We start from the raw sequence: 25,602 nt of genomic DNA, 5'->3' as shown, positions 1-25,602 counted from the left end.
TTATTTAAAAATATGTCTCGCAAAACTTTATTATTCTATGCCATAGCCAGCTCATTACTTGGCTTTGCCGCGCGTGCTCAAACTGCAAACGAAGACAAGATTTCCATCTCGGGAAGTTTGAAATTTGAAAAAACAATTTCGCCCAATGATGCCTTTATTTATCTTTTTGACGGTGAAAGCAAAAAACTGATCAAAACCGAAACACCAACAAGCGACAGCGATTTCAAATTTGAAAATGTTTCCAAAGGAAACTATTTCCTCAAAGTCGTTGAAAAAGGCATAACAAAATATTTGGGTAATGCTTTCGAAGCAAAAGAGAATGTAAATCTCGGAGTAATTTCCATCAATGCTGACGCCAACTTGCTTGACGAAGTAGTTGTGGTCAAGGCGAAGCCTTATATCGAAAGGCAACAGGGAAAAATGATTTTAAATGTAGAAAGTAATATTGGTTCAACAGGTTCGAGCGCGTTTGAGGTTTTGGAAAAAGCGCCCGGTGTTAACGTTGATAATAATGATAACATTAGTTTGCGAGGTAAAAGTGGGATTTTGGTTCAAATCGATGGGAAACCAACACCTATGAGCGGCTCGAATCTGGCCAATTACTTGCGCGGCATTCCTTCGGGAAACATAGATAAGATTGAATTCATCACCAATCCATCAGCCAAATATGACGCCGCCGGAGCTTCAATCATCAACATCAAAATGAAAAAAGACAAAAAAGTGGGTGCCAATGGCAGTGTTTCTTCTTCTTACGGACAAGGGAAATATGTCAAGAACAACAACAATTTGAGTCTGAATTACCGCGATAAAAAGGTCAATCTTTTTGGAAATTACAGCTTTGTCTATCGTGAAGGTTTTAACGATTTACAGCTTAACCGAAGGTTTTATGACAACGGAACTTTTATCGGAGCTTATGAACAGGACAACTTTTTGAGGATGAATTTCAGAAACCACATTGCCCGAATCGGCGCTGATTTTTTTGCCAATAAAAGACACACTTTCGGCATCATAGTCAACAGAGTTAGCAATAAATTCAACCCAACTGGCAGCAATCACTCGGATGTTTTTGATGAAACCGATAACCTGGCTTCGCGATTTGAAACCAAAAACCGCTCGAGAGACAATTGGCACAATCATTCGGTAAACCTGAACCACAAATTTGCCATTGACACTTTGGGCACCGAATTGACGACCGATTTTGACTATGCCAATTATGGCAATAAAACCCAGCAAAACTTTACCACGCGTTATTTTGATTTGAATGATAATGAGTTTCAAAATCCGTATTTGCTCTATGGTGACATCAAAGGCGATTTGAAAATTTATGCCCTGAAATCAGATTATGTGACGACTTTAAAGAACAAAGTAAAATTGGAAACCGGTGTAAAATCGAGTCATGTAAAAGCCGATAACAATTTGGCTTTTTATGACAAAAGTTCTGGCGTTCCGGTTTTTGACCCAACCAAAAGCAATCATTTTATTTATGAGGAAAACATCAATGCGGCCTATGTCATTGCTTCCAAAGAATTCAAGAAATGGAGCTATAATATCGGTTTGAGAGTGGAAAACACCAACATCACCGGAAAACAACTGGTCGACAATACTTCGTTTAAAAACAGCTATACCCAATTATTCCCGAATGCCGTTTTTAGTTATACGCTGAATGAAAAAAACAGCTTAGAACTTAACTACAGCCGAAAAATTTCGAGACCGAGTTATGACCAATTGAACCCGTTTAAATTCTTTTTGGATCCAACCACTTACAAAGAAGGAAATCCATATTTGTTGCCACAATCAACGCATTCGATTGAGCTGACGCATGTTTTCATACAAAAAGTATTTACCACGCTGAGTTTCTCCAGAACCACAGACAATATCACCGAAGTCATTGCGCCATCTGAAGAAGACCAACAGCTGACGGTTCAAACCAATAAAAACCTCAACACCGTTGATATCGTTGGGTTGTTTGCGATTGTTCCGGTGGAAGTCAACAAATGGTGGAACATGAACAACAGCCTGAATTTTTATTATGGATATTATTCGGGAACTGTCGCCAACACGACCATCAAAAACGAAGGCAATTTTACCTGCAATTTCAATTCAACCCACAGTTTCAAATTAGGCAATGGCTTTACTGCTGAATGGACCGGAAATTACCGCGCCAGAGAAGTGTATGCGTTTATGGATGTTGACCCGATTTGGTATATGAATGTCGGCTGCCAAAAGAAATTCAAAAACAGCAGCGTTTTGAGATTTGCTTTTAATGATGTTTTTTACACCAATAAAACCACAGCAAGTACGGCTTTTACCGATTATAAGGAAAGCTTCAAAGTCGCTCGTGATACCCGAGTGGCGACGATTTCTTATACCTATAACTTTGGAAAAAACGGCGGTCCACAGCGTCGAAGAGTTGGCGGTGCTGAAGATATCAAACAAAGAGCCGGTTCAGGAAACGGATAATGTATTTATCGTCAGAGAAAGGCCTTTGCTTTTGACAAAAATGACAATGTTTCCTAAGGCATATTCTGATAAAACAGCAAATCAGACGACTTAAAAAAGCAACAAATAAAACTGAGATTTTTAACACTCTCAACGCAAGCCCGCAAAAGGGAAAATCATGTGAATTGCAGTTGAGAAATTCACTAAAATTGAAAGCCTTAAATTATTAAAAGTGAGTACTTTTTATATTTTTGAGTAACAATAATCTATTAAACCGTTACTAAATTATTGTTAATGCTTTTATTTGTTGTCGTAAAAGAATTTATTTTTACTACCATTATAAAATCAAATCATTCAAGATGAGAACTTTATCCTTTTTGCTTTTGTCATTGACAACTTTATCAATGCATGCCCAACAGGCAGAGCAACCAAAATCTTATAAAAAAACACCATTAACCGAGGAACAGCAACAACGCTGGAGTCATCTTGATTTAGAGAAAGATTCTATTCCCGGAATGAGCGTTGACAAAGCATATTCGGAACTTTTGAAAAATAAAAAAGGCAACAAAATCATCGTTGGCGTTATCGATTCCGGTGTTGATATCAATCATCCGGATTTGAAACCGGTAATTTGGACCAATAAAAAAGAAATTCCAAACAACCGCAAAGACGATGACAAAAATGGTTTTGTTGACGATGTTCACGGCTGGAATTTCTTAGGTGAATCCAATAATGAAACTTTGGAATTGGTTCGTTATCTGAGAAATGGAGATGACGGTTCAGAAAAGTACAAGAACGCACAAAAAGAATATGATACCAAGTACCAAGAGGTTTTTCCACAAAAAGAAACTATCGATTTGTTAGTCAATGCAGACAAAACAGTTCGCGAGTATTTGAAAAAAGATGATTACACGATTGAAGACCTGAAAAACCTGTCTTCGGTTAAATATGATCTTTATAAAAGCAAAAGAATAATGTTGTCTTATGCCGATTATGCGGGTGAAAAATTCCATAATGAATTGGAAGAATACAAAGATTATGTTTACGACCAATTGAACTACAATCTGAACAAAGAGTTTGATGGCAGAAAACCGCTTGGCGACAATCCGGATGACATGAATACTAAAAAATATGGCAACAATGTGGTTTATTCCAAAGAGCGCAAAGATTCTCCACACGGAACACATGTGGCCGGAATCATTGCCCAAGTCAGAGGCAACGGAATAGGCGGCGACGGTGTGGCCAATAATGTAGAAATATTACCGGTTCGTGCGGTGCCGAATGGTGACGAGTATGACAAAGACGTTGCTTTAGCCATCCGATATGCTGTTGATAATGGTGCCAAAGTCATCAATGGCAGTTTTGGTAAGGATTATTCACCACACAAAGAATGGGTTTGGGATGCGATGAAATATGCCGAAAGCAAAGACGTTTTAATTGTTCTTGCAGCCGGAAATGATGGAAAAGATGTAGATGTTGAACCCAACTATCCTGAAGATACAGCCGACAAAAAAACCGAGTTGGTCAACAATGTGATTAAAGTGGGAGCCATCAATTACAATTATGGCGAAAAGGTAATTGCCGATTTTTCAAACTTTGGTACCGATAATGTGGATGTTTTTGCACCTGGCGTAAAAATTTATGCCACAGTTGACAATAACAATTACAAATACCAACAAGGAACCTCAATGGCTTCGCCTAATGTAGCCGGAGTAGCTGCGTTGATTCGTTCGTATTATCCAAATTTAAAAGCCACACAGGTAAAGCAAATTCTCATGCAATCGGGAACGTCGATTGATTTTGATGTTGTAGTTGGTGAAAAAGAAGAGAAAAGGCCTTTCTCGAAAGCAAGTGTTTCCGGTAAAATGGTAAACGCTTATAATGCTTTAAAAATGGCCGAGGAACTATCAAAAACAATTCCAAAAGAACCAAAATTATAATCTCTCGGGAAGGAAAAATCCTTCCCTTTTTTATTTATAAATGATGAAGAACCTATTTTTATTCTGTTTTGCTTTCGTTAGCGTTGTTACTGTCTCTGCCCAATCCAATGGTTATTGGCAACAAAAAGTTGACTATAAAATGGAAGTTACGATGGATGTCAAAAACTATCAGTACAAAGGGAAACAAGAATTAATTTACACCAATAATTCCTCCGATACTTTAAGACGCGTTTATTATCATTTATACAATAATGCTTTCCAGCCGGGAAGTGAAATGGATGCCCGCATTCAATCGATTCCCGATCCCGACAAACGAATGACCAACAAAGTCAAAAACGCGGAAGGAAAAGAAATCACTGAAAGCCGACTCAAAACTTTAAAGCCAAACGAAATTGGTTTTTTAAGAGTTTCAAATGTGAAGCAGGACGGAGTTTCGGCCAAAGCCAAAGAAGTAAGCACCATTCTTGAAGTCGATTTGGTTCAGCCAATTTTACCCGGAAAATCAACTTTACTGACTTTGGATTTCGACGGACAAGTTCCGGTGCAAATTCGCCGTTCTGGCAGAAACAACAAAGAAGGTGTTGAATTATCCATGACACAATGGTATCCGAAAATGGCCGAATTTGATTTTGAAGGTTGGCATGCCGACCCTTATATCGCCCGCGAATTTCACGGTGTTTGGGGAAATTTTGATGTCAAAATCACCCTCGCCAAAGATTACCTCATAGGCGGTTCGGGTTATTTGCAAAACAAAAACGAGATTGGTTACGGTTATCAGGATAATGGTGTTGTGGTTACTGTTCCGAAGAAACAAAAAACGCTAACCTGGCATTTTTTAGCGCCAAATGTGCACGACTTTGCCTGGGCAGCAGATAAAAATTATCTTCATGATGTGGTGAAAACCGACTTTGGGACAACGCTTCATTTCATATACAAAAACAATCCTAAAATCATTGAAACCTGGAAAAAGGCACAGCCAAAAACAGTTCAGTTGATGGGTTTTTACAACAAAACCATCGGCAAATATCCTTATGAACAATACACGGTAATTCAAGGCGGTGATGGCGGAATGGAATATGCCATGTCTACATTGGTTTTAGGCGAAGGCACACTTGACGGATTGGTGAACAGTGTCATTTCACATGAAATGGCGCATTCCTGGTTCCAACATGTATTGGCCTCCAACGAAAGCAAACATCCGTGGATGGATGAAGGTGGTGCCTCATTCCTTGAGGATTTAGGCGTAAACGAAATCGCTGAAAAAAAATCTGAAAATCCATTTTCCGGTGCGTACAAGAGTTATGTGGATTTGGCAAATTCCGGTTTGGAAGAACCGCTTTCGACTCATGGCGACCATTTTAGTTACAACAAAATCTACAGCACTTGTTCGTATAGCAAAGGCGAAATTTTCATCGCTCAAATGATTTACCTGATTGGAAAAGAAAACCTGATGAAGACCATGAAACGCTATTATGCCGATTTCAAATTCAAACACCCAACGCCTAATGACCTTAAACGCACTGCTGAGCGCGTTTCCGGAGCCAATTTAGACTGGTATCTGAATGAATGGACGCAAACCACCCATACGATTGATTACGGAATTAAAACTGTAGAAAGCGCAACCGATGGCGTACAAAGAACCGGAGTTTCTTTGGAAAGAATAGGCAGGATGCCAATGCCGATAGATGTTTTGGTTGAATATACCGATGGAACAAAAGAAAGCTTCTATATTCCGTTGCGCATGATGAGTTTTGAAAAAGAAAACCCTACGCCGGAAATCAAAAGAACTATCCTAAACGATTGGGCCTGGGCGCAACCGAATTATTTTTTTGAAATTCCAAAGTCAAAAGCTGCCATCAAAAAAATCACACTGGATCCAAGCGGTTTGATGGCCGACGTGAAAAAAAGCAATAATGTTTTTTTGGCAAAATAGACAAAAAAGGCAACCTCAACGGTTGCCTTTTTTTATAATAATTTAATACTGGTTATCTCGTTATAGATGCGGTATTTATTTTGCTTTGGGTCAAAGAATTCCTGTTGGCGGTAATGGATTTCGAGTTTGTCTCCTTTTACGATTTTGCCTTTCACAAACAAATTGTCGCCATCAAAAGGAAACAGCCAAACGAACTCCTGCCTTTCATTTTTATCATCCATCAGGATAATGGTGTTGAATTCTGCGGTGTTAATGCTTTCTAATGTACCGGTGTAAAACAAATCCAATTCGGTGTCATCTTCAGCAACGATGTTTTCGCCGGCATTCTCCTGATTGGCCATTTTGGTAAAAACTTCAGGACAAATCGATGCCATTTCCAGTCCAACACTCTCCGCAATTTTTTCAATAGAAGCGACTTTATTGTCAACATCCACATTGATTATCTTTTGCTCTTTCTCGGTCAATTTGTTCATCGCGGCAAAAATGCAAATCCCCAAATTAACATCCGTGACTTCTTTTGTGCCGATACAATCACAGGTTGAAGTGGCCAATTTTTTATAAACAACTTCCTTTTTTTGTGCCATCAGTGTCAACGGCAAGAGTAACAAGAGTAAGGATAATTTCATAGCTAGCGGTTTTTCTATAGAACACGAAAGTAACAGAAACCTTTTTATAAAAAAAACATTTCGAAATTATTTGTCATCAGGCAAAAAAGTGGTCTCAATTTTCAGAATTTTATTTTTGTGGAATAGAATTTGTAGATTTACCGCAAATATTTTTCACTATGAAGAACTTAAAATTTCTAATTCTTTTGATAGCGTTTGGCTTTGGTTTTCAAGAAAGTGTAGCCCAACCCATTCGGTTCAAAACCAGCAGCGTTAGTTTTACGGATAAAAACAATGACGGAAGCTGGAATGAATGGTCTGATTTTGTTGAAGCCAATGTTTTAATCACGCTTGACGCCAAAAAAGATTTGATTGTCATCAATTCTGCTGAAGTTCAATCTTTTAAAATCAGGGCTTACGGAGAAATTGAAGACAATGAAGAAGTAAATATTGTTCCTTTTGAATGCGTGGACAATCGGTATTCCAATTGTAATATATTCATCATTACCAAGAAAAAGGAAAACAACCGAATGCAGATTTACATCAATTACAATGAAGTAAAATTCGTTTACAACGTCTACAACGACAAATAATTTACCCTCAAACAAAATGGATTTCTCCTATTCGAAGGCTGAAAAACTCAAAAGCAAAAGCATCATAGATTTGTTGTTCGCCGAAGGCAAATCGGTGGGCAAATATCCTTTGCGATTGGTTTATGTGGCCTGCGATTTTGAAGATGATGTGCCTTTGAAAATGGGCGTTTCGGTATCCAAAAAGTATTTTAAAAAAGCTGTTGACCGCAATTATTTCAAACGGGTGTTGCGCGAATGTTACCGATTGAACAAAGCGCAGTTGATAGGCGCTTTGGACAAAAAATACTGTTTTATGTTCTTCTATCAAACCAGTGAAAAATTACCCTATCCAGAAATAGAAGAGAAAACCAAACAACTTTTTGAAAAGTTTGGAAAAACCATACAGGAAGAGAAAAAGTCATTATAGTTTCCACAGACACAATAAATTAGCCGCTATTTGCGTTTTAGTAGTATAACTCTCTTTATTATGAAAACTCTCTCTCTAATTTATTCTGTATTTATTTTGTTGTTTGCTTCCTGCAGACAGGCCGAATCTGCTGATGCAGCCTCGGCAGATATGATGGTTTATGCCGCGGCCGCGGATACTACAGCTGTTGCCGCTGAAGAATATGAAAGTAAATCTTATGACCGCAAAGCTGATGTGGTAATGTCAGCACCGCTGCCGCCAAGAGTTGATCAAATTGAAACCAAAATCATCAAAACGGGGAATTTAAAATTTCAATCGGATGATTTGGAAGTGACTTACCGTCAGATTCTGGCCGCTGTTAAAAAATACAAGGCGCTGATTAAAAATGATTCGCAAACCAACAATGATTATGCGCTTTCGAGAAACATCAATATCCGGATTCCGAATGAGCATTTTGATGCTTTTATAAACGATATTTCCAAAGGCATAAAGTATTTTGACCAGAAGGAAATTTCTTCTCAGGATGTAACAGAAGAGTATATTGATGTCGCTTCCAGAATTAAGACCAAAAAAATCTTAGAGGCACGGTATTTGGAGCTGTTGAAAAAAGCAAACAAGGTTTCGGAAATGCTCGAAATTGAAGGCCAGCTTTCCGAAATCAGGGAAGAAATTGAGGCTAAAGAAGGCCGATTGCGTTATCTTCAGAATAAGGTAGCGATGAGCACTTTGGATATCGAGTTTTACAAACCGGTTGCCGCCGGAAGCAAAGCTACGGTTTCCTATGGCGGAAGAATCTGGAATGCCATCACTGCCGGCTTTAATGGGATTTCAAATTTCTTTGTAGGTTTAATAGAAAATTGGCCCATAATTGTTACTTTAGTTGTCTTGATTTTCTTCATCAGAAAACGATTTAAAAGAAAAAATAAATAAACATGTTTTCAAAATTCAAAAAACGATATATTATCCCGCTGGTATTGAGCGGATTCCTATTTATTGGGGTAAGTTTTAAAGATGATTTCTTCGAAATTTCGAAGCAGATTGAAATCTTTACGACGCTTTTTAAGACCATCAATCAAAACTATGTGGACGAAACCAATCCTGCTGAATTGATGGACAAAGCCATCAAAAGCATGTTGGCCGATTTGGATCCGTATACCAATTATTTCAACGAAGCGGATGTCATCAAGTTCAAAATCAACAATACGGGAGAATACACCGGAATTGGTGCGATGATTACCCGAAAAGAGGACAAACTGATCATCAAAGAACCTTACAAAGGTTTTCCGGCCGACAAAGCCGGATTAAAAGCCGGTGATGAGATTATCCAAATTGGCGATGTTTTGCTGGCCGATTTCAAGGACGACGCGTCACAATTGTTGAAAGGTACTAAAAACACCAAAGTGGATATCAAATACCTGCGTCAGGGGAAAACGTTGACCACGCAATTGATTTTGGATGAAGTTGAAGTAAAAGCCGTTCCTTTTTATGGCAAAATCGATGATAAAACCGGTTATATTGTCTTGACACAATTCAACAAAAAAGCGGCTGCAGAAACAAGGGAAGCGCTCGAAAAACTAAAAGGTGAAGGTGCAACCCAAATCGTTTTGGACCTGCGTGGCAATCCGGGCGGATTGTTAAATGAAGCGGTGAATATTTGCAATCTTTTTGTGCCAAAAGGCGAAATCATTGTGACTACCAAATCAAAAAACGAGAAATACAACAACACTTATAAAACTACCCGCGAACCGATTGATACTGAAATTCCTTTGGTAGTCATTGTGGACGGAAAAAGTGCTTCAGCGTCCGAAATTGTGGCCGGCGCATTGCAGGATTTAGACCGCGCGGTGATTGTAGGCAGCAGAAGTTTCGGAAAAGGATTGGTACAACGTCCGATTGACATGACTTATGGCACCCAGGTTAAAGTAACCATTTCGAGATATTATACACCATCCGGAAGGTGTATTCAGGCGTTGAATTACAACAAAAAAGACAAAAGCGGAAAAGCGACCCGAACCGAAGAGAAAAACTATAATGCATTCAGAACCAAAAAAGGCAGACCTGTTTTTGATGGCGGTGGCGTTTTACCGGACGTGGAAATTGAAGAAACCAAAACCAGTACAATCGCTGATGCATTGCAAAAAAATGACGGGATTTTCAATTATGTAACTTACTACTATTATAAAAATCCAAACTTGGGTGACAAAATCCCAACAATAACTGATACTGATTTTGCTGATTTTAAAGCTTTTTTAAAACGCGAAAAAGTAGAGTTCAATACCGAAACCGAAGTGGCGCTTAAAAACACTTTGGAAAAAGCCAAAAAAGAAAAAGTCGATGCGGCCATCTCCACTGAATACCAACAATTATTGACTGCTTTACAAAAAAGCGAAGAAACCTTAATTGACAAAAATCAAAAGGAAATCAAAAATTTGATTTTGGACGAAATCATCAAAAGATACCAGTACAAAGAAGGTTTGTATCAGTATTATGTTAAAAGCAATTTAGAGATTAAAAAAGCCATTGGTGTCCTGAACAACACGGCTGAATACAATAAGATTTTAAAAATTTAATATGAAGCTGCTAAAATATTTGCCTTTCTTATTTTTCGGATTTTTACACGCACAGGAAGAAGTCGTTCATTCAGTTTATTTTGATTTTGACAAGTTTACACTGAATGAAATCCAAGCCAAAGATGTTGTTGATTTTATCAAAAAGACAGATTCTACCCGTATAGAATCGATTCAGATTTTTGGCTATACCGATGATGTCGGAAAAGAAGCCTATAATTTCAAACTTTCGACAAAACGAGCCAACGAGATCCAGACTAAATTTATCGAAAGCGGTATCAAAAGTAAAGTCATTGTAACCATCGAAGGAAAAGGAAGGATTTTGATAGATGATGATATCATTGAAAATCTCCCTGAGAAGCGTTCTAAAAACCGTCGTGTAGATGTAGTTTTGAATTTAAAACCTTTACCGAAAATCGAAATTCCCGGTTATTACAATTCCATCCAAAAGAAACACATTGTTGGCGATCACGTTTATCTTGATAATGTTTTATTCGAAAGAGGCAGCAGTAAACTGACCTTTAAATCAAAAACAGAACTGGATAAAATTGCCAAGGTCTTAATGAAATACAAGACGCTGCAATTTGAGATTCAGGGCCATGTTTGTTGCACCCCGCCATACCAAAAGGAAGCCATTGATAGAGACACCAAAAAGCGTCAATTGTCTACCAACCGCGCACAAACGGTTTATAAATACCTGCTTTGGAAAAAAATTCCGAAGGAAAGAATGTCTTTCAAAGGTTATGGAAATACCGTTCCGCTTGGAAAGGGGACAGAATATGACCGAAGAGTAGAATTGGTTATTTCAAAAGTGTAATTACTCTTTTTTCATTTCAATGTGCGGAATATCGTCTTCGAGATACATTTCGCTGGTTTGGATAAAGCCATGGCTTTCGTAGAATTTCTTCAGGTATAATTGGGCCGAAATCGTAATTTTACTTTGGTCGAAATGCGATTTCAATCCCTGAATTGCTTCCTGCATCAGGATATGTCCGATTTTTTTATCGCGATAGGTTTCTTTTACCACAACCCGTCCGATGGATGCCTGTTCAAAATAATCATGTGGTTTGAAAAGCCGCGCATAAGCCACGACTTCACCATTATCTTCGCCAATTAGATGTAATGCTTTCTCGTCTTTACCATCAATATCCTGATAAACGCAATTTTGCTCCACTATAAAGACTTCTGCGCGCAATTGTAGTAAATTATAGAACTCCTTTACAGAAAGTGCCTCAAATCGCTTTATTTTCCATTCTAATTTCATTGCTGTTATTTTTTGAATTGAATCGATTTAATGATGGCTTCCAGTTCAAACATCAAATCTCTTTTCTCTTTAGATGGCGCATAGCAAAATCCTTCGAGCACTAAGATTCTTTTGTTCTCTTTGTCAAAAATGACATAGTTGATAAATGGCCCCGACATGAAGTCGTTTTTCATCTGCCAGGTGCCTTTGGTTTCATAGGCATTTCTTCCGGCCAAAGTGGTTTTAGAAAAATAAGGAGAATAAGCTTCTTCCGTCACCATCTGTGTTCGCGCGGTTGAACCGTGGATGTATTTTTGGCCGATGGAATCTCTGGTTTTGATGATATCGCTCACGGCATTATTGGCATGGATGGCGCTCCATGGAATTTGGTAAATAATTACGCTGGTATTGCCGCTGGTAATTTCGCTTTTGAGCCAAATGAAATTCTTTCTTCGCATGACATATTCATACTTGGATGGAATCAGTAAATCGACATTGAATTTCTTTTGGATTTTTTTGGTATCCAATAAGGAGTCCTTGAAAATCTTCTGGCTTTGCGCAATTTCAATGGCTCTCATCTTTTGAATGATGGTTGGCGCGTTTTCTTCTAGAATATCCAGGATTTCAAAAGTTGTTTTTCCAGTGATATGAACGGCATTTTGTGGTGAGGAAAATTCGTTTTCCTTGATTTCAAATTTATTCTCATTGCCTTTTTTGACAATGATGATGTTTCTGGAATCGGTCGAAAATCCTTCAAATAGCTTTACCGGATATTGGTTGATGGTGAACAATGGTTCTTCCTGTGGCAAACCCAAAACCGGTGAGGCAAATTTATTACGGATGCTGTCGCCTACTTCACCATTCCAAAGCTGATCATCAATGATTACCGCTATAGTGTTAATGGCTGCCGATGTCTCATCGGGAAACTTGTCCTTTTTAAACGAACAGGAACTCACGATAAACGTGACAAAAAGCCATAAAAAAAGGGTTTTATTCATAAGTGAAATAAAACCCAAATTTATAGAAGATTTTCGGATTAACCGTTGTTAATTTTTAACTTCATTCCCGGTTTCAAACTTTCGTTTTTGATACCGTTCCATTTTTTGATATCGGAAATGGTAACACCAGGATATTTTTTAGCAATGCTGAATAGTGAATCGCCTTTTTTCACGTAGTATGTTTTTACTTCGTTTCTGTCATTCGCAGCGATGTTATCCTTTTTAGAAGTTTTGGCTTCGTTGATGGCCACTTCTTTTTTGGAAACGATTAAGTTTTGACCCAATTTCACATTGTTGTCTTCCATCTCGTTCCATTCTTTGATTTCAGCGATGGTAACATTGTATTTTTTGGCAATGGTTCCTAGGTATTCTCCTCTTCTAACTTTGTGTTCCACAATTTTAGTTTCGGTTTTTGGCTCTTCAACTTCTGCCGTTTCGCTGGTGTTTACCAAGGCCAATTTAGATCCTGACTGAACATTCAAATCATTTAAATTGTTCCATTTTTTCAGATCTTCCAAACTAACGTTGAATTTTTTAGCAATGCTGAAAAGGTTGTCACCTCTTTGAACTTCGTAGTAATCACTAGGCTTTTCACTTGCCTCAACATTGTTATCATTCGAAGCTACTGCTGTTTCTACTTTATTGTCAACGATTGCTTTGTCAGCTTTCACTTCTTTTCTAACGGTAGTAACCACTCTTTCGTTTTTGATGATTTTTAAATTGGCCCCCAAAGCGATATTGCTGCTTCTTAGTTTGTTCCATTTTTTAACTTCGGCTACAGAAACGCCGTATTTATCTGAAATCTCACCCAGGTTATCGCCTTTTCTAACTTTGTGGTATTTCACAACGTCTTTGTAGGCCACCACTTTTTCTTCTTTGAATATTTTATTGGTATTCGAAGCTACTGCAACTGTGTCAGCAGTATTTGTTGGTTTGTTTTCGTTTGAAGCGATATCACTGTTGCTGTAATCAGTCACATAAATTTTCAGGTTTCTGCCCAATGGCGCTTTGCTGCTTCTTAAGCGATTCCATTTTTTTAGTTCTGAAATGGTTACGCCATATCGGTCTGAAATCTCCCCTAAACTATCGCCACGTCTCACTTTATGATATTTGACTTTTGTTCCCGATCCTGAATTTGAAGAAGCCAGCATCGTTCTTTCAAAAGGTCTTTCTCTTTTGCTTGCTTCATAATCAGCATATGCGTAAATCTTATCTTCATTTGAAGTGAACACTGCAATTTTATCTACCGGTAATCTCAGGAAATGACTTTGTCCGGTAATTGAAGGTACTTCTTCTCTTTTGTATGAAGGATTTAAAAACTGTAATTCTGCCACAGAAACATCTAACAAATCGGCAATTTGCTTGAAGGTCAAAGCTCTTTTTACCATTACAGTATCGGTCGCAAAATGATTGGCAATCGCTCTGTCCGGTTTGATGCCGTGTTCTTTATGGTATTCAAAAATATACATCGTGGCTAAGAACGCCGGAACATATCCTTGCGTTTCTTTGTGCAAATATGGTCTGATATTCCAGTAGTTTTGTTTTCCCCCCGAACGACGAATTGCTTTGGCTACATTTCCTGGTCCGGTGTTATAAGACGCTAAAACCAAATCCCAATCTCCAAAAATAGAATACATGTTTTTCATGTATTGTGTTGCTGCATTACTGGCTTTCAATGGATCACTTCTTTCATCAACATAAGTATCTACTTTTAAACCATACTGTTTACCGGTTTGGTACATGAACTGCCATAAACCAGTGGCGCCAACTCTTGAAACCGCTCTTGGGTTCAAAGCTGATTCAACAACCGATAAATACTTAATTTCTAATGGGATATTTTGTGCGGCCAATGATTCTTCAAACATTGGGAAGTAATATTGAGAAATACCAATTAATCTCTCGAATGAACGTTTTCTGTTCTTTAAAAATGATTTGATAACGTTTTCTAATCCTTGATTGTATTCTATATTGAATGGCGATTTCTCGTCCATGGCCTTTAGCCTTGCTTTCAAAAGCTCTGTTGGCAATTCATATTCCACTTTTTCATCAACATTAATATTTTTAATGTCAAAAGTCAACTCATCATACAAATCCAAACTGGCCAATTCCTTCATCCACATACTGTCAATGCATTTGGCAATATTGTCATGAACAAAAGAAGCTTTGATAGAATCAAGCACTTCTCTTTTGGTTAATTCCCTTTTGGGCAGTTTAATTTGAACCGGAATCGCCTTAATGGTATCCTGGGCAAAAATTGCCGAAGAAGCCAAGATGAGCGCCAATGTTGTTATTTTTCTAATATTCATATCGTAATATTATAAGTGGTATTTTATTTCAGCGTTGTTAATGATGTCATTAACAACGTAATTTATTGTCTTTTATTGTGTTGCAAATGTTAATTAACAATTGCCGCAATTCCGGGTAAAACTCTTCCTTCTAACATTTCCAACATAGCGCCTCCGCCGGTGGAAACATAACTCATTTTATCTTCTAAGCCGAATTGTTTTACGGCCGCTACCGAATCTCCGCCGCCAACGAGTGAAAAAGCACCGCCAGCTGTTGATTCCGCAATATAATTTCCCAATGTTATTGTTCCTTTGGCGAAATTCTCCATTTCAAAAACGCCTAACGGACCATTCCAAAGAATCGTTTTGGAATCCATAATTACTTTTTTGAAATTCTCCAATGATTTTGGACCAGCGTCTAAACCTTGCCATCCATCAGGAATTTCGCGAACGTCAACCACTTGTGTGTTGGCGTCATTTGTAAAAGCATCGGCTGCGATTACATCAACCGGAATATGTATCTGAACGTTTTTTTCTTTGGCCAAACGCAAAATCTCCAAAGCCAATTCCTGTTTGTCATCTTCACAAATCGAGTTTCCGATTTTTCCACCCAAAGCTTTTACGAAAGTAAACGTCATTCCACCACCGATAATCATGTGGTCTACTTTGTCCAAAATATTCTCGATAACTGTGATTTTTGAAGAAACTTTTGATCCTCCAAGCACCGCTGTTACCGGTTTTACTGAATTATTCAGTACACGATTCAAACTTTCAATTTCTTTTGCCAAAAGCATGCCGAAACATTTGCTTGTTGGAAAAAATTGTGCCATAATCGTTGTTGAAGCGTGAGCTCTGTGTGCTGTTCCAAAAGCATCATTAACATAAATATCGCCTAACGAAGCTAATTCTTTTGCAAAATTTTCATCTCCGGCTTCTTCTTCAGCATAAAAACGAAGGTTTTCCAACAATAAAACTTCGCCTGGTTTTAAATTTTTAGCGGCATTTTGGGCAATTTCGCCTCTGCAATCTGCTGCAAAATTTACTTTAACTCCTAAAACTTCTGATGTTTTTGCCACAATATGTCTTAACGAATATTGGTCTTGTTTTCCTTTTGGTCTTCCCAAATGTGACATCAAAATTACACTTCCTCCATCGGCTACAATCTTATCTATAGTTGGCTTTGCGGCTTCAATTCGGTTAGCATCAGTAACATTAAAATTCTCATCTAAAGGCACATTAAAATCAACTCGGATAATCGCTTTTTTGCCATTGAAATTGAAATCTTGGAGTGTTTTCATCTAAAATTTAAGTGGTTAAGTTTAAATGCAAATATAATAAAATTTAATTTCATCGGTGATTCTTGTGCGTTTGTCGATGATTTTTAAGAAAAAATTAAGTTGTAAGCCATTTATTTTCAATCAAATAACGATTCATTAACCATAAAACCATAAGATTATCGACCTGTAAATTTGATTTTGATCCATGTATATTGCTGTTCTTTTAGCCAAAAATTTGCTCTATATTTGCCTATGCAGTTTTCAGAAATACTCGGCCAGGAATACCTCAAAAATCATCTCGTTACCAGTGCTTTATCGGGAAGAATTCCGCATGCGCAACTATTTGTCGGTCCGGAAGGCAGCGGCACTTTGGCCATGGCGATTGCCTATGCCCAATTTGTTTTGTGCAATAACATTGGTACTGAAAACAATGGCGGAAATGAAAGTTGTAATTTAAAGTTCCAATCGCTATCGCATCCTGATTTGCATTTTGTGTATCCGAATGTGACCAATGAAGATGTGAAATCCAAACCGAAAAGTGCCGATTTTATTATGGATTGGCGCGAATTTGTTTTACAAAACCCTTATGGCGGTTTATTTGACTGGTACAAACATCTGGGCGTTAAAAATAAACAGGGCGAAATCCGGGTTGAAGATGCTCAGGATATTTTGAAATCTTTGGCACTAAAATCCTATGAAGGCGGTTACAAAGTGATGATTGTTTGGATGGTGGACAAAATGAATATTGCCGCATCCAACAAATTATTAAAACTGTTGGAAGAACCACCTGAAAAAACACTTTTCATCCTGATTTCTGAAAACGAAGAAGACATCATTCAGACAATCCGTTCCCGTTGTCAGGTATTGCATTTTGGCGGAATTCCTCAAAATATTATCGTTGACGCCTTGGTTTCGCGTCAAAATTTAGACTCGAAAACCGCAACAAAAATTGCCCATCAGGCACAAGGAAATTACAATAAAGCACTGTATTTGCTAAACGAAGACAACGAAGATTTACAGTTTGAAAAATGGTTTGTGGATTGGGTCAGAGCGGCTTTCAGAGCTAAGGGAAATGCGGCGGCAATTCAGGATTTGATTGCTTGGAGCGAAGAAATTGCAGGTATTGGCCGTGAAGGACAAAAACAGTTTCTTAATTTCTGCATCGATATGTTTCGCCAAGCTTTGTTGCTGAACTATCAAAATGAAAAATTAGTATATTTAGAACCTAAAATAGAGAATTTTACACTTGAAAAATTTGCGCCATTTGTTAGCGGGAATAATATAAATGACATTTTCAAAGAGCTTTCAGATGCTATTTATCATATTGAACGCAATGGAAACGCCAAAATCATTTTAACTGATTTATCGATAAAACTTACCCGATTAATCCATAATAAATAAACCTATGAACAACACTGCTTCTATCTTAGTTTTGCTTTTTTTAGCGGTTACTTTTGTACAGTCTGCTTATGATAAAGTCTTTGCCTGGCAAGGTAATGTGGAATGGCTTAAAGGTCATTTTGCAGAAACCATCCTAAAAAATTATGTGCCTTTAGCCTTGTTTACGATTCTGGTTTTAGAATTAATTACCGGCGTTTTTGCGTTGGTTGGCTGTGTTGAATTAATGGTAAATGGAGGAAAAACCTTTGGTAAATATGGCGCTATTTCCTCCTCTATAACTCTGATATTGTTATTGTTAGGTCAAAGATTGGCCAAGGATTATGACGGCGCCAGAACAATCGCCATTTATTTTGTGCCTTCCGTTTTAGCGGTTTGGTGGTTGAGTTAAAAACAATATAAAATAAAAAAACCTCGAGAATCTCGAGGCTTTTCTTATGTCTTCTTTTTTTATTTCTTTTCTTCGGTTTTGGCTTCCGGTTTTTCTTCTTTCTTATCTGAAGATTTGTATTTGTCGTTTACCAATTTGATCATTTCTTTGGTAATATCATAGCTGTCTTTTGCATATAAAACTGAAGCAACATCTCCGGTTCCATAGATATAGTCGTACCCTTTTTCCTTACCGAATTCTTTAATAGCTTTTCTGTAATTGCTCACTAAAGAATCCATTTCAACACCGCTTTCCTGCTGCAATTGTTGTAGCATTGCCTGTTGAGCATAAGTTAATTCCTGTTCTTTTTGTCTCAATTCTGAGCCTTTTTGTTGCGCCCAAACCTGACCATTGGCTTGTGCATTTTTCTGAAAACTGGCTGCTTCGGCTTTGAAACGATTTACTTCAACTTCCAATTGGCTTCCCATTACTTTAGCCTTGTCTTTGTATTTGGCTTCGATATCTTTGGCTTCTGTTGATTCTGCCATTAATTTAGAAGTATCGATATAGGCTGTTTTGAATTCTTTTGATTCGGTGGTTTTATTGCAGGAAATTATTGAAATAGCCAATGCAACAAGTAGAACTGTTTTCTTCATTATTTATTGTGATTTGATAAATTAATTTTCGGTTTCAAAAGTATAAAAATAAAAGGCAATAAGCTAACGACAAAAAAGAGCAATTTTAGGGCAATTTTACCGTGATAGGATTTGATTATTGCTTCTGTAAAAACAATAATCACGCATTATTGTTTTTGACTTCAAATAAAGCGCTTTAAGACACTTTTGCTTTTTTGGCAACCAAAGACGTTTCTTTGGTGATTTCAGTGAAATTGCGTTCGTTTATTTGATTTTTATTGGTTTTTTATGATGTAAATATGCGATGAATACTCTTTTGTTTTATTTCCGCTAAGATTTGACTTCCATCCAACGAAAAAGGCTCTGACGAAATTCATTTTCCCCGATTTGTATTTTTCAGAAAGCAAGCTCACATAAAAGCTGTCAAATTTCATGGGTAAGACTTCAACTAATTTCATTCCTTTTTCAGAAAATAATTTTTCGATAGTCGTTTTTGAAAAATGCCAAATGTGTCTTGGCACATCAAATGCGGCCCAATACTTTCCATAATAATTGGCATCAAAAGATTTAAAATTTGGAACCGCAATCACAATTGTTCCTGATGGTTTGATCAATCTTTTTAATTCTGAAATATACTCGTCCAAATTTGGAACGTGTTCCAAAACATGCCACATCGTAATTACATCGAATGAATTATTTTCTAATTCTGCTAAACTTTCTGCAAAGGTTACTCCTTTGTTAATAGCAATTCCTTTTGCCTTTGCGTTTGGTTCGATTCCGGTAATGTTCCAACCGTCTTTTTTAGCCACAACCAAAAAGTCTCCGGTTCCAGCTCCAATATCTAATAGTTTTCCATTTGGAGATTGGGCATTGATTAATTTCAATTTGTTTTTGAGTGCAATTCCTTTAATCAAATGATAGGCTCTTTCAAACAAAGAACGCTTTCCGTCGGTATGGGAAATATAATCATCGCTTTCATAATAACTCGGTAATTTCTCCAAACTCGGTTTCGGGAAAGTGATCAATAAATCATATTCCGGATTGTGGTGTAATTCAAAAATTTCTTTGGAAACAGAATAATCTCTAACTTTTTGAAAAAAAATATTGTTTTGAAAACTCATATAAAGTCTGTATTGATAAGGCTTGGCAAACTTAGTTTCACGTGGAACGTTAAAACTATCTTCCCATGTAAATTAATAAAACTGAAATATCAGCTGGTGAAACTCCGCTGATTCTTGATGCCTGGGAAATGGTTACCGGACGAATGTTCGATAATTTTTGTTTGGCTTCAATAGACATCGATTTGATTTTGTGATAATCGAAATTCTCCGGGATTTTTATGTCTTCTAAACGGATTAGCTTTTCGGCATTGTTTCTTTCTTTCTCGATATAACCCGAATATTTAACCTGGATTTCGGCTTGCTCAATAATCTCTTTGTCCAAATCATTTTCCTGAATATAGTTTTGAACTTTTTCAAATTTCAAGATATCATCCAATTCAATTTGCGGACGCGAAAACACTTTAAACATTTTATCCGATTGTACCATTGGAGCACTTTCCTTTTCCACTAAAATAGGATTGGCTTCTTCTTGGGTCACACTTGTTTCTTTAAAGAAGTTCACCATTTTTTCGCTTTCATTGAACTTGTGTTCCATTCTTCTCATTCTTTTTTCAGAAGCCAAACCAATCTCAAAAGACTTTGGTGTCAATCTGAAATCGGCATTGTCCTGACGTAAAAGCGTTCTGTATTCCGCTCGTGAAGTAAACATGCGATAAGGCTCTTCAGTTCCTTTGGTAATCAAATCATCAATTAAAACACCGATATAAGCTTCATCGCGACGAAGAATCATCGGTTCCATTTCTTTTACTTTCAATGCAGCGTTAATTCCTGCCATCATACCTTGAGAAGCCGCTTCTTCGTAACCGGTTGTTCCATTAATTTGTCCAGCGAAATACAATCCATCAACCAACTTGGTTTCTAAAGTATGTTTTAATTGTGTTGGCGGGAAATAATCGTATTCAATAGCATACCCCGGACGGAAAAACTTAACGTTTTCAAATCCTTCAACGGAACGCAATGCTTTAAATTGAATGTCTTCAGGCAAGGAAGTTGAAAAGCCATTTACATACACTTCAACGGTATTCCATCCTTCCGGTTCAACAAAAAGCTGGTGTCTTTCCTTGTCGGCAAAGCGATTAATTTTATCTTCAATCGAAGGACAATATCTTGGTCCGATACTTTTGATTCTACCATTGAACATTGGCGAACGGTCAAATCCTTCACGCAAAATGTTGTGCACTTCATTTGAAGTGTAAGTCATGTGACACAGTTTTTGGTGTGTCAATGGCTTTGTTTCGTCAGAATATGAGAATTTATCCGGAATCAAATCTCCGGGTTCTTCACGCATTTTTGAATAGTCTAAAGAACGGCCATCTACACGTGGTGGCGTTCCGGTTTTCATTCTTCCGGCTTCAAACCCGACATTCTTCAAATCTTCCGTAATTCCATAAGCCGCACTTTCTCCGGCTCTTCCTCCTCCGAATTGTTTGTCGCCAATATGGATTAATCCATTGAGAAAAGTTCCGTTGGTCAAGACAACTGTTTTGGCCTTGATTTCAATTCCCAGCGAAGTAACAATTCCTTCAATCTTATTATTCTTAATCAAAAGTCCTTTGACCATTTCCTGATAGAAATCAAGATTGGGTGTTCGTTCCAACATCAATCGCCATTCTTCGGCAAAACGCATTCTGTCGCTTTGCACTCTTGGCGACCACATCGCCGGTCCTTTTGATTTGTTCAGCATTTTAAACTGCACTGCGGTTTTATCCGAAATGATTCCGGAGTAACCACCAAGCGCATCAATCTCACGAACAATTTGTCCTTTCGCAATTCCGCCCATAGCAGGATTACACGACATCTGGGCAATGTTCTGCAAGCTCATCGTTACCAATAGGGTTGTGCAACCCAAATTGGCTGATGCCGCTGCCGCTTCACAACCCGCATGTCCTGCTCCTACTACAATTGTATCGTATTTTTCTAAAAACATTTTAATTTTGTTTCACGTGGAACATTTTCATTTTCTCTTCTTCCTTTTCACGCATTAATTGTTCGTCTTTTTCAGACTTGTCTTTGTAACCACAATAATGTAAAATACCGTGAACCATAACTCTTTTTAATTCTTCATCAAAAGAAACCTTGAAATCCTGAGCGTTCTCGCGTACTCTTTCCACAGATATAAAAATATCGCCATGTAGTTCGTTTCCTATAGAATAATCAAAGCTAATGATGTCTGTTAATGTGTCGTGATTAAGGTATTGCTGGTTTATTTCAAGCAAATAATCATCATCACAGAATATATAATTGATTTCGCCTTCGTTCTTTATTTCAGAGCTAATGACTTTGGAAAGCCAATCGGCATAAACCTTTTCATTGTCTAAATTGAAATCCGACTCGTAATTAAAACTAATCATGCTGCATAAAGTATTCTTGAACCTTCTGGTTAAAATTGGAGCGCAAAGGTAAGCTTTGTCTATTTAAAATTTCAATACTATTCAAATATTCTTGAAGCTTGCTTGGAAGTGCATTCGCCTGATTACTAAATTCTTTCTTATTGGTTTCTGATTGGCGCTTCTTATCTTCGCCTTGTTGTTGCAACGCTTTTTCCAATTTCAACAACTCATATTTTACATTTAAAATCTTTTGGAGCGTTTCATTATTGAAGCCTTTATTCAACAATTGTTTTTCGATTTGCTTCATTTGATCCAAAGTATTTTGGCCGTTTCCGCCAACACCTTGTTTCTTCAATTCTTTTTCTAAAGCTTCGCGCAATTGCTGTTGTTCTTTATAAATTTCCATAATGGCTTTGGCATCGCCTTCACCATCCTGACCTTGTTCACCGCCTTTTTCATTGCCTTGTCCTTGTCCGGATTGTCCGCCTTTTTGTCCTTTACCGCTTTTATTTCCTTGTTGGCCTTCGCCGGGTTTTTCCCCTTGATTTCCTTCCGGACCTTCACCTGGTTTCTCGCCCTTCTTCATTCCCTTTTTCATCTTCTCGCCCAAACCTTCCTGCTTTTTAATAATGTCCGGCAATTGCATTACTTGTCCTTGTCCGCCTGGTTTTGGCTTGCCCTGACCTTGTCCCTGCATTTGCATCTGCATTTGCATTCCGTTCAAAACATCACTCAACATATCTGCTAATTTGTTTGAAGAAGAAACCGCATATTGTTGGTGTGAATTACCTTTAGGTACATTGGCCTCAACTAAAGTCTCTAAAGCTTTATCAATATTATACTGAACATTTCCGATTTCTTTTGTAACCTCTTCGGCAATTTTCGGATTGCGTAAGGATAAGGCAAATAAACTGTCGTCAACATGTTTGAATTGTTGCTTCAAATCTTGTTGAATTTTTAAATTCTTATTGAAAGATGGCGCGCCTCGTTTTAGGTTTTTAAACTGTTTCATCACATCTTCCTGAGAGAACGAATAAGCCAAGAGGTTGTCCAATATCTGACGTAGCATCGCCGTGTCTTCTTCCATTTGCTCCATTTCTCCTGATTGCATTTGCTCCATCATCTGTTGGCTCATTTGCTTCATTTTCTTTGAGGCACTTTTCTGTTTTGGTTTTGCTTTATCCTTTTGCTGTTGCTGCAATTGGTCTTTGGCATTCTTCAAATCCTCATCAATGCTTTTCTCTTTTTCATCAGTATTAGGCATGTCCATTGGCGCTTTTAACTCTTTATTGTCTTTCTCCAGTTCATTCAATTCCTCCTGAAGCTTGTCAAATTCCTTATTGATTTCTTCCTGTTTTTCGGCATTATTCTCGTCTGTTTTCTCAGACAACTTATCTTGTTTTTCGGCAAGCTTATCTAATTTATCCGCAATTTGCTCCGCTTTTTTCTCCACGTAGTAACGCTTGGTCAATTCGATCAACTGCTCCAAACTCTTAGTTTGATTTTTACTCGCCTGTTGGAATTTTTCCATTTTTTCAAACAATTCTTCTTTGCTGATTTTATCATTCAGTTTCTGAAGTTCGTCTAAAAGCTTTTTGTTTTTCTCAATTTCTTCTTTTGATTTCTCTAAACGTTCCTGCAACAATTCTTTTTTCTCATCCTTTTTCTCGGTTTTGAATTGCTCAAGATTATCCTTCATCTTCTCTGAGAACTCTTTCATCATTTCATCCTGTTGCTTTTGGCGTTGGATGAAATCGTTTACTTTCTGTTGTTCTTTATAGTCCAGATTGTCTTTCTCTTTACCCATTTTCTGCAATTTCTCCATTTCAGATAGTTGCTTGTCCTGGGCTTTTAAAGATTTAGCCAATGAATTGATATTCTCATTTTGCTGTTGCAGCATTTCGTCCTGCTTTTCGGTTTCGGTGGCTATGCGATTACTAAACACAGACGATTTGGTGCTTTTGTAATTGTGGATAGCATCGTTATCGAAAATCTCAAAATAGTATTCATACGAAACACCTTCTTCTACGGGAAGATTGCTCGGGAACGAAAACACAAACTGGTCGTAAACATCTTTCTTAACGTTAATAAAGGCTTTTTTAGCCGTGTTTGGTGTGTCTTTCGGATAATAGACGATTTGCAGCCTTGAGAGACCGTAATCGTCGGAAACTTGTCCAAGCACATAATTCTTATTCACTTTCAAACTGTCCGGGGCATTGTTAACCGTAATCGTTGGAAACTGATCTTTGATCACCGAAATCTGATAGTTTAGTTTTTCATAATTCTGAACCTTCGCATTTGAAGTCAGGATTTGATAATCGGTATTTTGAAGGATGCTTTTAGACAATGAAAACACATTCTCATTTTTTACAAAAGCAAAATGATTGTTTGCATTAACCCAATCCACTTTTTGTGTGGCCAATGTATTCATTCTCCAGGTCACACGCGTTCCTTCTGGGATAATGGCATTTCCGGTTCCTTTGATTACTTCCGTTTTTTTATTCAGATAACCCGGGAAATTCAACACCATTTCAAAATTGGCAATCGATGGAACAGTTACCACTTTCAACTCGTAATCATGTGAAGAAACGTCGTTCGCTTCAATGTGGAATTCCAAATCTTCGGATGGTTTCGGAATCACAAACTCAAATTCACCGGCTTTGTTGCTTTCCATAAAATAGCTTTCTTCACCGATAAAAATCATCGCGTTCTCTGGATAAACTTTACCAACCGTTTTCACTTTGAGTAAAAAGTCTTTGTTTTGTTCGGTTTGCAGATTGTCATTGATTACCACAAATTCAAATGGCGCCGGCGGTAAAAACTGTTGCTTGAAATGCACCACGCGATTCAAACTTTGCGATAGGATTTCGCTCTGTCCTGAAATCATAAAAAATAAAAAGAACAAAATCGGGATAATGGCAAGCGGTAAATATTTTTTGTTTTTGCCTAAATTGATGGCGTTTCCAAAAGGAATCGGCTGTAAAGTATTGGCCTTTTGATCAATTGAAGCTAACAGTAATTCAGACTTGTTTTTATCTTGTGATAATTGTAAAAAGTTGGTCAACTTGTCACCTACTTCATTAAAATGATTCCCAATAATATTGGATGCCTGATTGTAATCGATTCCCTTTTGCAACTTGAAAAGTTTGAAAAGCGGGAATAAAATAAACCGCAGTAAAAGGAATAATTCCACCGCGATAAACAATACAAACAAGATGGTTCTGGCGGTTGGTTTCAACCAAAGAAAATATTCCACGAAAAGCGTGAAGATAAAATACAGCAATCCCAAACCGACGAAGAATATGGTTCCGCGCAGCAATTCATTGGTATAAAACTTTCTGATAAAGTCTTCTAACTTTTGATAAATAAGGGTCGATTTTTCCACTTTTTTGCTAATCTTTATTTATAACCGATAAATGTACAATTTTTGGCGAATAACCAACGTTAAAAATTTGCCAATGA

General features: G+C 37.5%; 20 protein-coding genes. 10 read left to right on the top strand and 10 right to left on the bottom strand.

Features of this window, described 5'->3' with window-relative positions:
- Positions 1–12 precede the first annotated feature (12 nt).
- From P1K33_RS01340 to P1K33_RS01330, 3 genes are all read left to right on the top strand, one after another.
- Positions 13–2,460: an outer membrane beta-barrel family protein gene (locus tag P1K33_RS01340; protein ID WP_284651045.1), complete on the top strand. Its 2,448-nt coding sequence runs from the start codon at positions 13–15 to the stop codon at positions 2,458–2,460.
- A gap of 338 nt (positions 2,461–2,798) precedes the next feature.
- On the top strand, positions 2,799–4,379 hold the full coding sequence (locus tag P1K33_RS01335; RefSeq protein WP_284651044.1) for a S8 family peptidase: 1,581 nt from the start codon (positions 2,799–2,801) through the stop codon (positions 4,377–4,379).
- Positions 4,380–4,422: 43 nt separating this feature from the next.
- On the top strand, positions 4,423–6,312 hold the full coding sequence (locus P1K33_RS01330) for a M1 family metallopeptidase (RefSeq protein WP_284651196.1): 1,890 nt from the start codon (positions 4,423–4,425) through the stop codon (positions 6,310–6,312).
- A 32-nt stretch (positions 6,313–6,344) separates the two neighbouring features.
- Here the strand turns inward: P1K33_RS01330 and P1K33_RS01325 are convergent, their stop codons facing one another.
- Positions 6,345–6,938: a hypothetical protein gene (locus tag P1K33_RS01325; protein ID WP_284651043.1), complete on the bottom strand. Its 594-nt coding sequence runs from the start codon at positions 6,936–6,938 to the stop codon at positions 6,345–6,347.
- Between the two features lie 158 nt (positions 6,939–7,096).
- Between P1K33_RS01325 and P1K33_RS01320 the strand changes: the two genes are divergently transcribed.
- The 5 genes from P1K33_RS01320 to P1K33_RS01300 are packed head-to-tail and all read left to right on the top strand — an operon-like array spanning position 7,097 to position 11,300.
- Positions 7,097–7,510: a hypothetical protein gene (locus P1K33_RS01320; protein WP_284651042.1), complete on the top strand. Its 414-nt coding sequence runs from the start codon at positions 7,097–7,099 to the stop codon at positions 7,508–7,510.
- Positions 7,511–7,526: 16 nt separating this feature from the next.
- Positions 7,527–7,916 carry a ribonuclease P protein component gene (gene rnpA, locus P1K33_RS01315; RefSeq protein WP_284651041.1) on the top strand — a complete coding sequence of 130 codons (390 nt, stop codon included), beginning with the start codon at positions 7,527–7,529 and terminating at the stop codon, positions 7,914–7,916.
- Between the two features lie 60 nt (positions 7,917–7,976).
- Positions 7,977–8,846 (top strand): DUF4349 domain-containing protein, encoded by an 870-nt coding sequence (locus tag P1K33_RS01310; protein ID WP_284651040.1) that lies wholly within the window; start codon positions 7,977–7,979, stop codon positions 8,844–8,846.
- A 2-nt stretch (positions 8,847–8,848) separates the two neighbouring features.
- On the top strand, positions 8,849–10,486 hold the full coding sequence (locus P1K33_RS01305; RefSeq protein WP_284651039.1) for a S41 family peptidase: 1,638 nt from the start codon (positions 8,849–8,851) through the stop codon (positions 10,484–10,486).
- A 1-nt stretch (position 10,487) separates the two neighbouring features.
- Positions 10,488–11,300, top strand: a complete 813-nt coding sequence (locus P1K33_RS01300) for an OmpA family protein (RefSeq protein WP_284651038.1) — start codon at positions 10,488–10,490, stop codon at positions 11,298–11,300.
- Here P1K33_RS01300 and P1K33_RS01295 read toward each other — a convergent pair whose 3' ends face one another.
- The 4 genes from P1K33_RS01295 to P1K33_RS01280 form a co-directional block, all read right to left on the bottom strand.
- Positions 11,301–11,747 (bottom strand): GNAT family N-acetyltransferase, encoded by a 447-nt coding sequence (locus P1K33_RS01295; RefSeq protein WP_284651037.1) that lies wholly within the window; start codon positions 11,745–11,747, stop codon positions 11,301–11,303.
- 5 nt (positions 11,748–11,752) lie between these two features.
- Positions 11,753–12,724, bottom strand: coding sequence for a DUF4837 family protein (locus P1K33_RS01290; RefSeq protein WP_284651036.1), 972 nt, complete (start codon positions 12,722–12,724; stop codon positions 11,753–11,755).
- Between the two features lie 38 nt (positions 12,725–12,762).
- Complete coding sequence (locus tag P1K33_RS01285; RefSeq protein WP_284651035.1) at positions 12,763–15,030, bottom strand: LysM peptidoglycan-binding domain-containing protein; 2,268 nt, start codon at positions 15,028–15,030, stop codon at positions 12,763–12,765.
- An 89-nt stretch (positions 15,031–15,119) separates the two neighbouring features.
- Complete coding sequence (locus tag P1K33_RS01280) at positions 15,120–16,307, bottom strand: phosphoglycerate kinase (RefSeq protein WP_284651034.1); 1,188 nt, start codon at positions 16,305–16,307, stop codon at positions 15,120–15,122.
- A 231-nt stretch (positions 16,308–16,538) separates the two neighbouring features.
- Here P1K33_RS01280 and P1K33_RS01275 point away from each other — a divergent pair, with 231 nt between their 5' ends.
- The gene (locus tag P1K33_RS01275) at positions 16,539–17,687 is read left to right on the top strand and encodes a DNA polymerase III subunit (protein ID WP_284651033.1); all 1,149 of its coding nucleotides are present in this window, start codon (positions 16,539–16,541) and stop codon (positions 17,685–17,687) included.
- A 4-nt stretch (positions 17,688–17,691) separates the two neighbouring features.
- Entirely contained in the window at positions 17,692–18,075 is a 384-nt protein-coding gene (locus P1K33_RS01270; RefSeq protein ID WP_284651032.1) for a DoxX family protein, read from the top strand.
- Between the two features lie 59 nt (positions 18,076–18,134).
- Here the strand turns inward: P1K33_RS01270 and P1K33_RS01265 are convergent, their stop codons facing one another.
- The 5 genes from P1K33_RS01265 to P1K33_RS01245 all read right to left on the bottom strand — a co-directional run bounded on the left by P1K33_RS01265 (position 18,135) and on the right by P1K33_RS01245 (position 25,525).
- Positions 18,135–18,710 (bottom strand): OmpH/Skp family outer membrane protein, encoded by a 576-nt coding sequence (locus tag P1K33_RS01265; RefSeq protein WP_284651031.1) that lies wholly within the window; start codon positions 18,708–18,710, stop codon positions 18,135–18,137.
- Between the two features lie 254 nt (positions 18,711–18,964).
- Positions 18,965–19,810, bottom strand: coding sequence for a class I SAM-dependent methyltransferase (locus tag P1K33_RS01260; protein WP_284651030.1), 846 nt, complete (start codon positions 19,808–19,810; stop codon positions 18,965–18,967).
- Between the two features lie 55 nt (positions 19,811–19,865).
- Positions 19,866–21,737 carry a tRNA uridine-5-carboxymethylaminomethyl(34) synthesis enzyme MnmG gene (mnmG, locus tag P1K33_RS01255; protein WP_284651029.1) on the bottom strand — a complete coding sequence of 624 codons (1,872 nt, stop codon included), beginning with the start codon at positions 21,735–21,737 and terminating at the stop codon, positions 19,866–19,868.
- Position 21,738: 1 nt separating this feature from the next.
- Positions 21,739–22,161 carry an rRNA maturation RNase YbeY gene (gene ybeY / locus P1K33_RS01250; protein WP_284651028.1) on the bottom strand — a complete coding sequence of 141 codons (423 nt, stop codon included), beginning with the start codon at positions 22,159–22,161 and terminating at the stop codon, positions 21,739–21,741.
- The gene (locus P1K33_RS01245; protein WP_284651027.1) at positions 22,154–25,525 is read right to left on the bottom strand and encodes a coiled-coil domain-containing protein; all 3,372 of its coding nucleotides are present in this window, start codon (positions 25,523–25,525) and stop codon (positions 22,154–22,156) included. Before P1K33_RS01245 ends, ybeY begins: the two co-directional genes overlap by 8 nt.
- Between the last annotated feature and the right edge of the window lie 77 nt (positions 25,526–25,602).

It is taken from the genome of Flavobacterium terrisoli (genome assembly GCF_030167905.1).
GTDB classification, from domain to species: domain Bacteria; phylum Bacteroidota; class Bacteroidia; order Flavobacteriales; family Flavobacteriaceae; genus Flavobacterium; species Flavobacterium terrisoli.
Note: the sequence above shows the minus strand (reverse complement) of the source record. Positions and strands in the feature narration are given on the sequence as shown.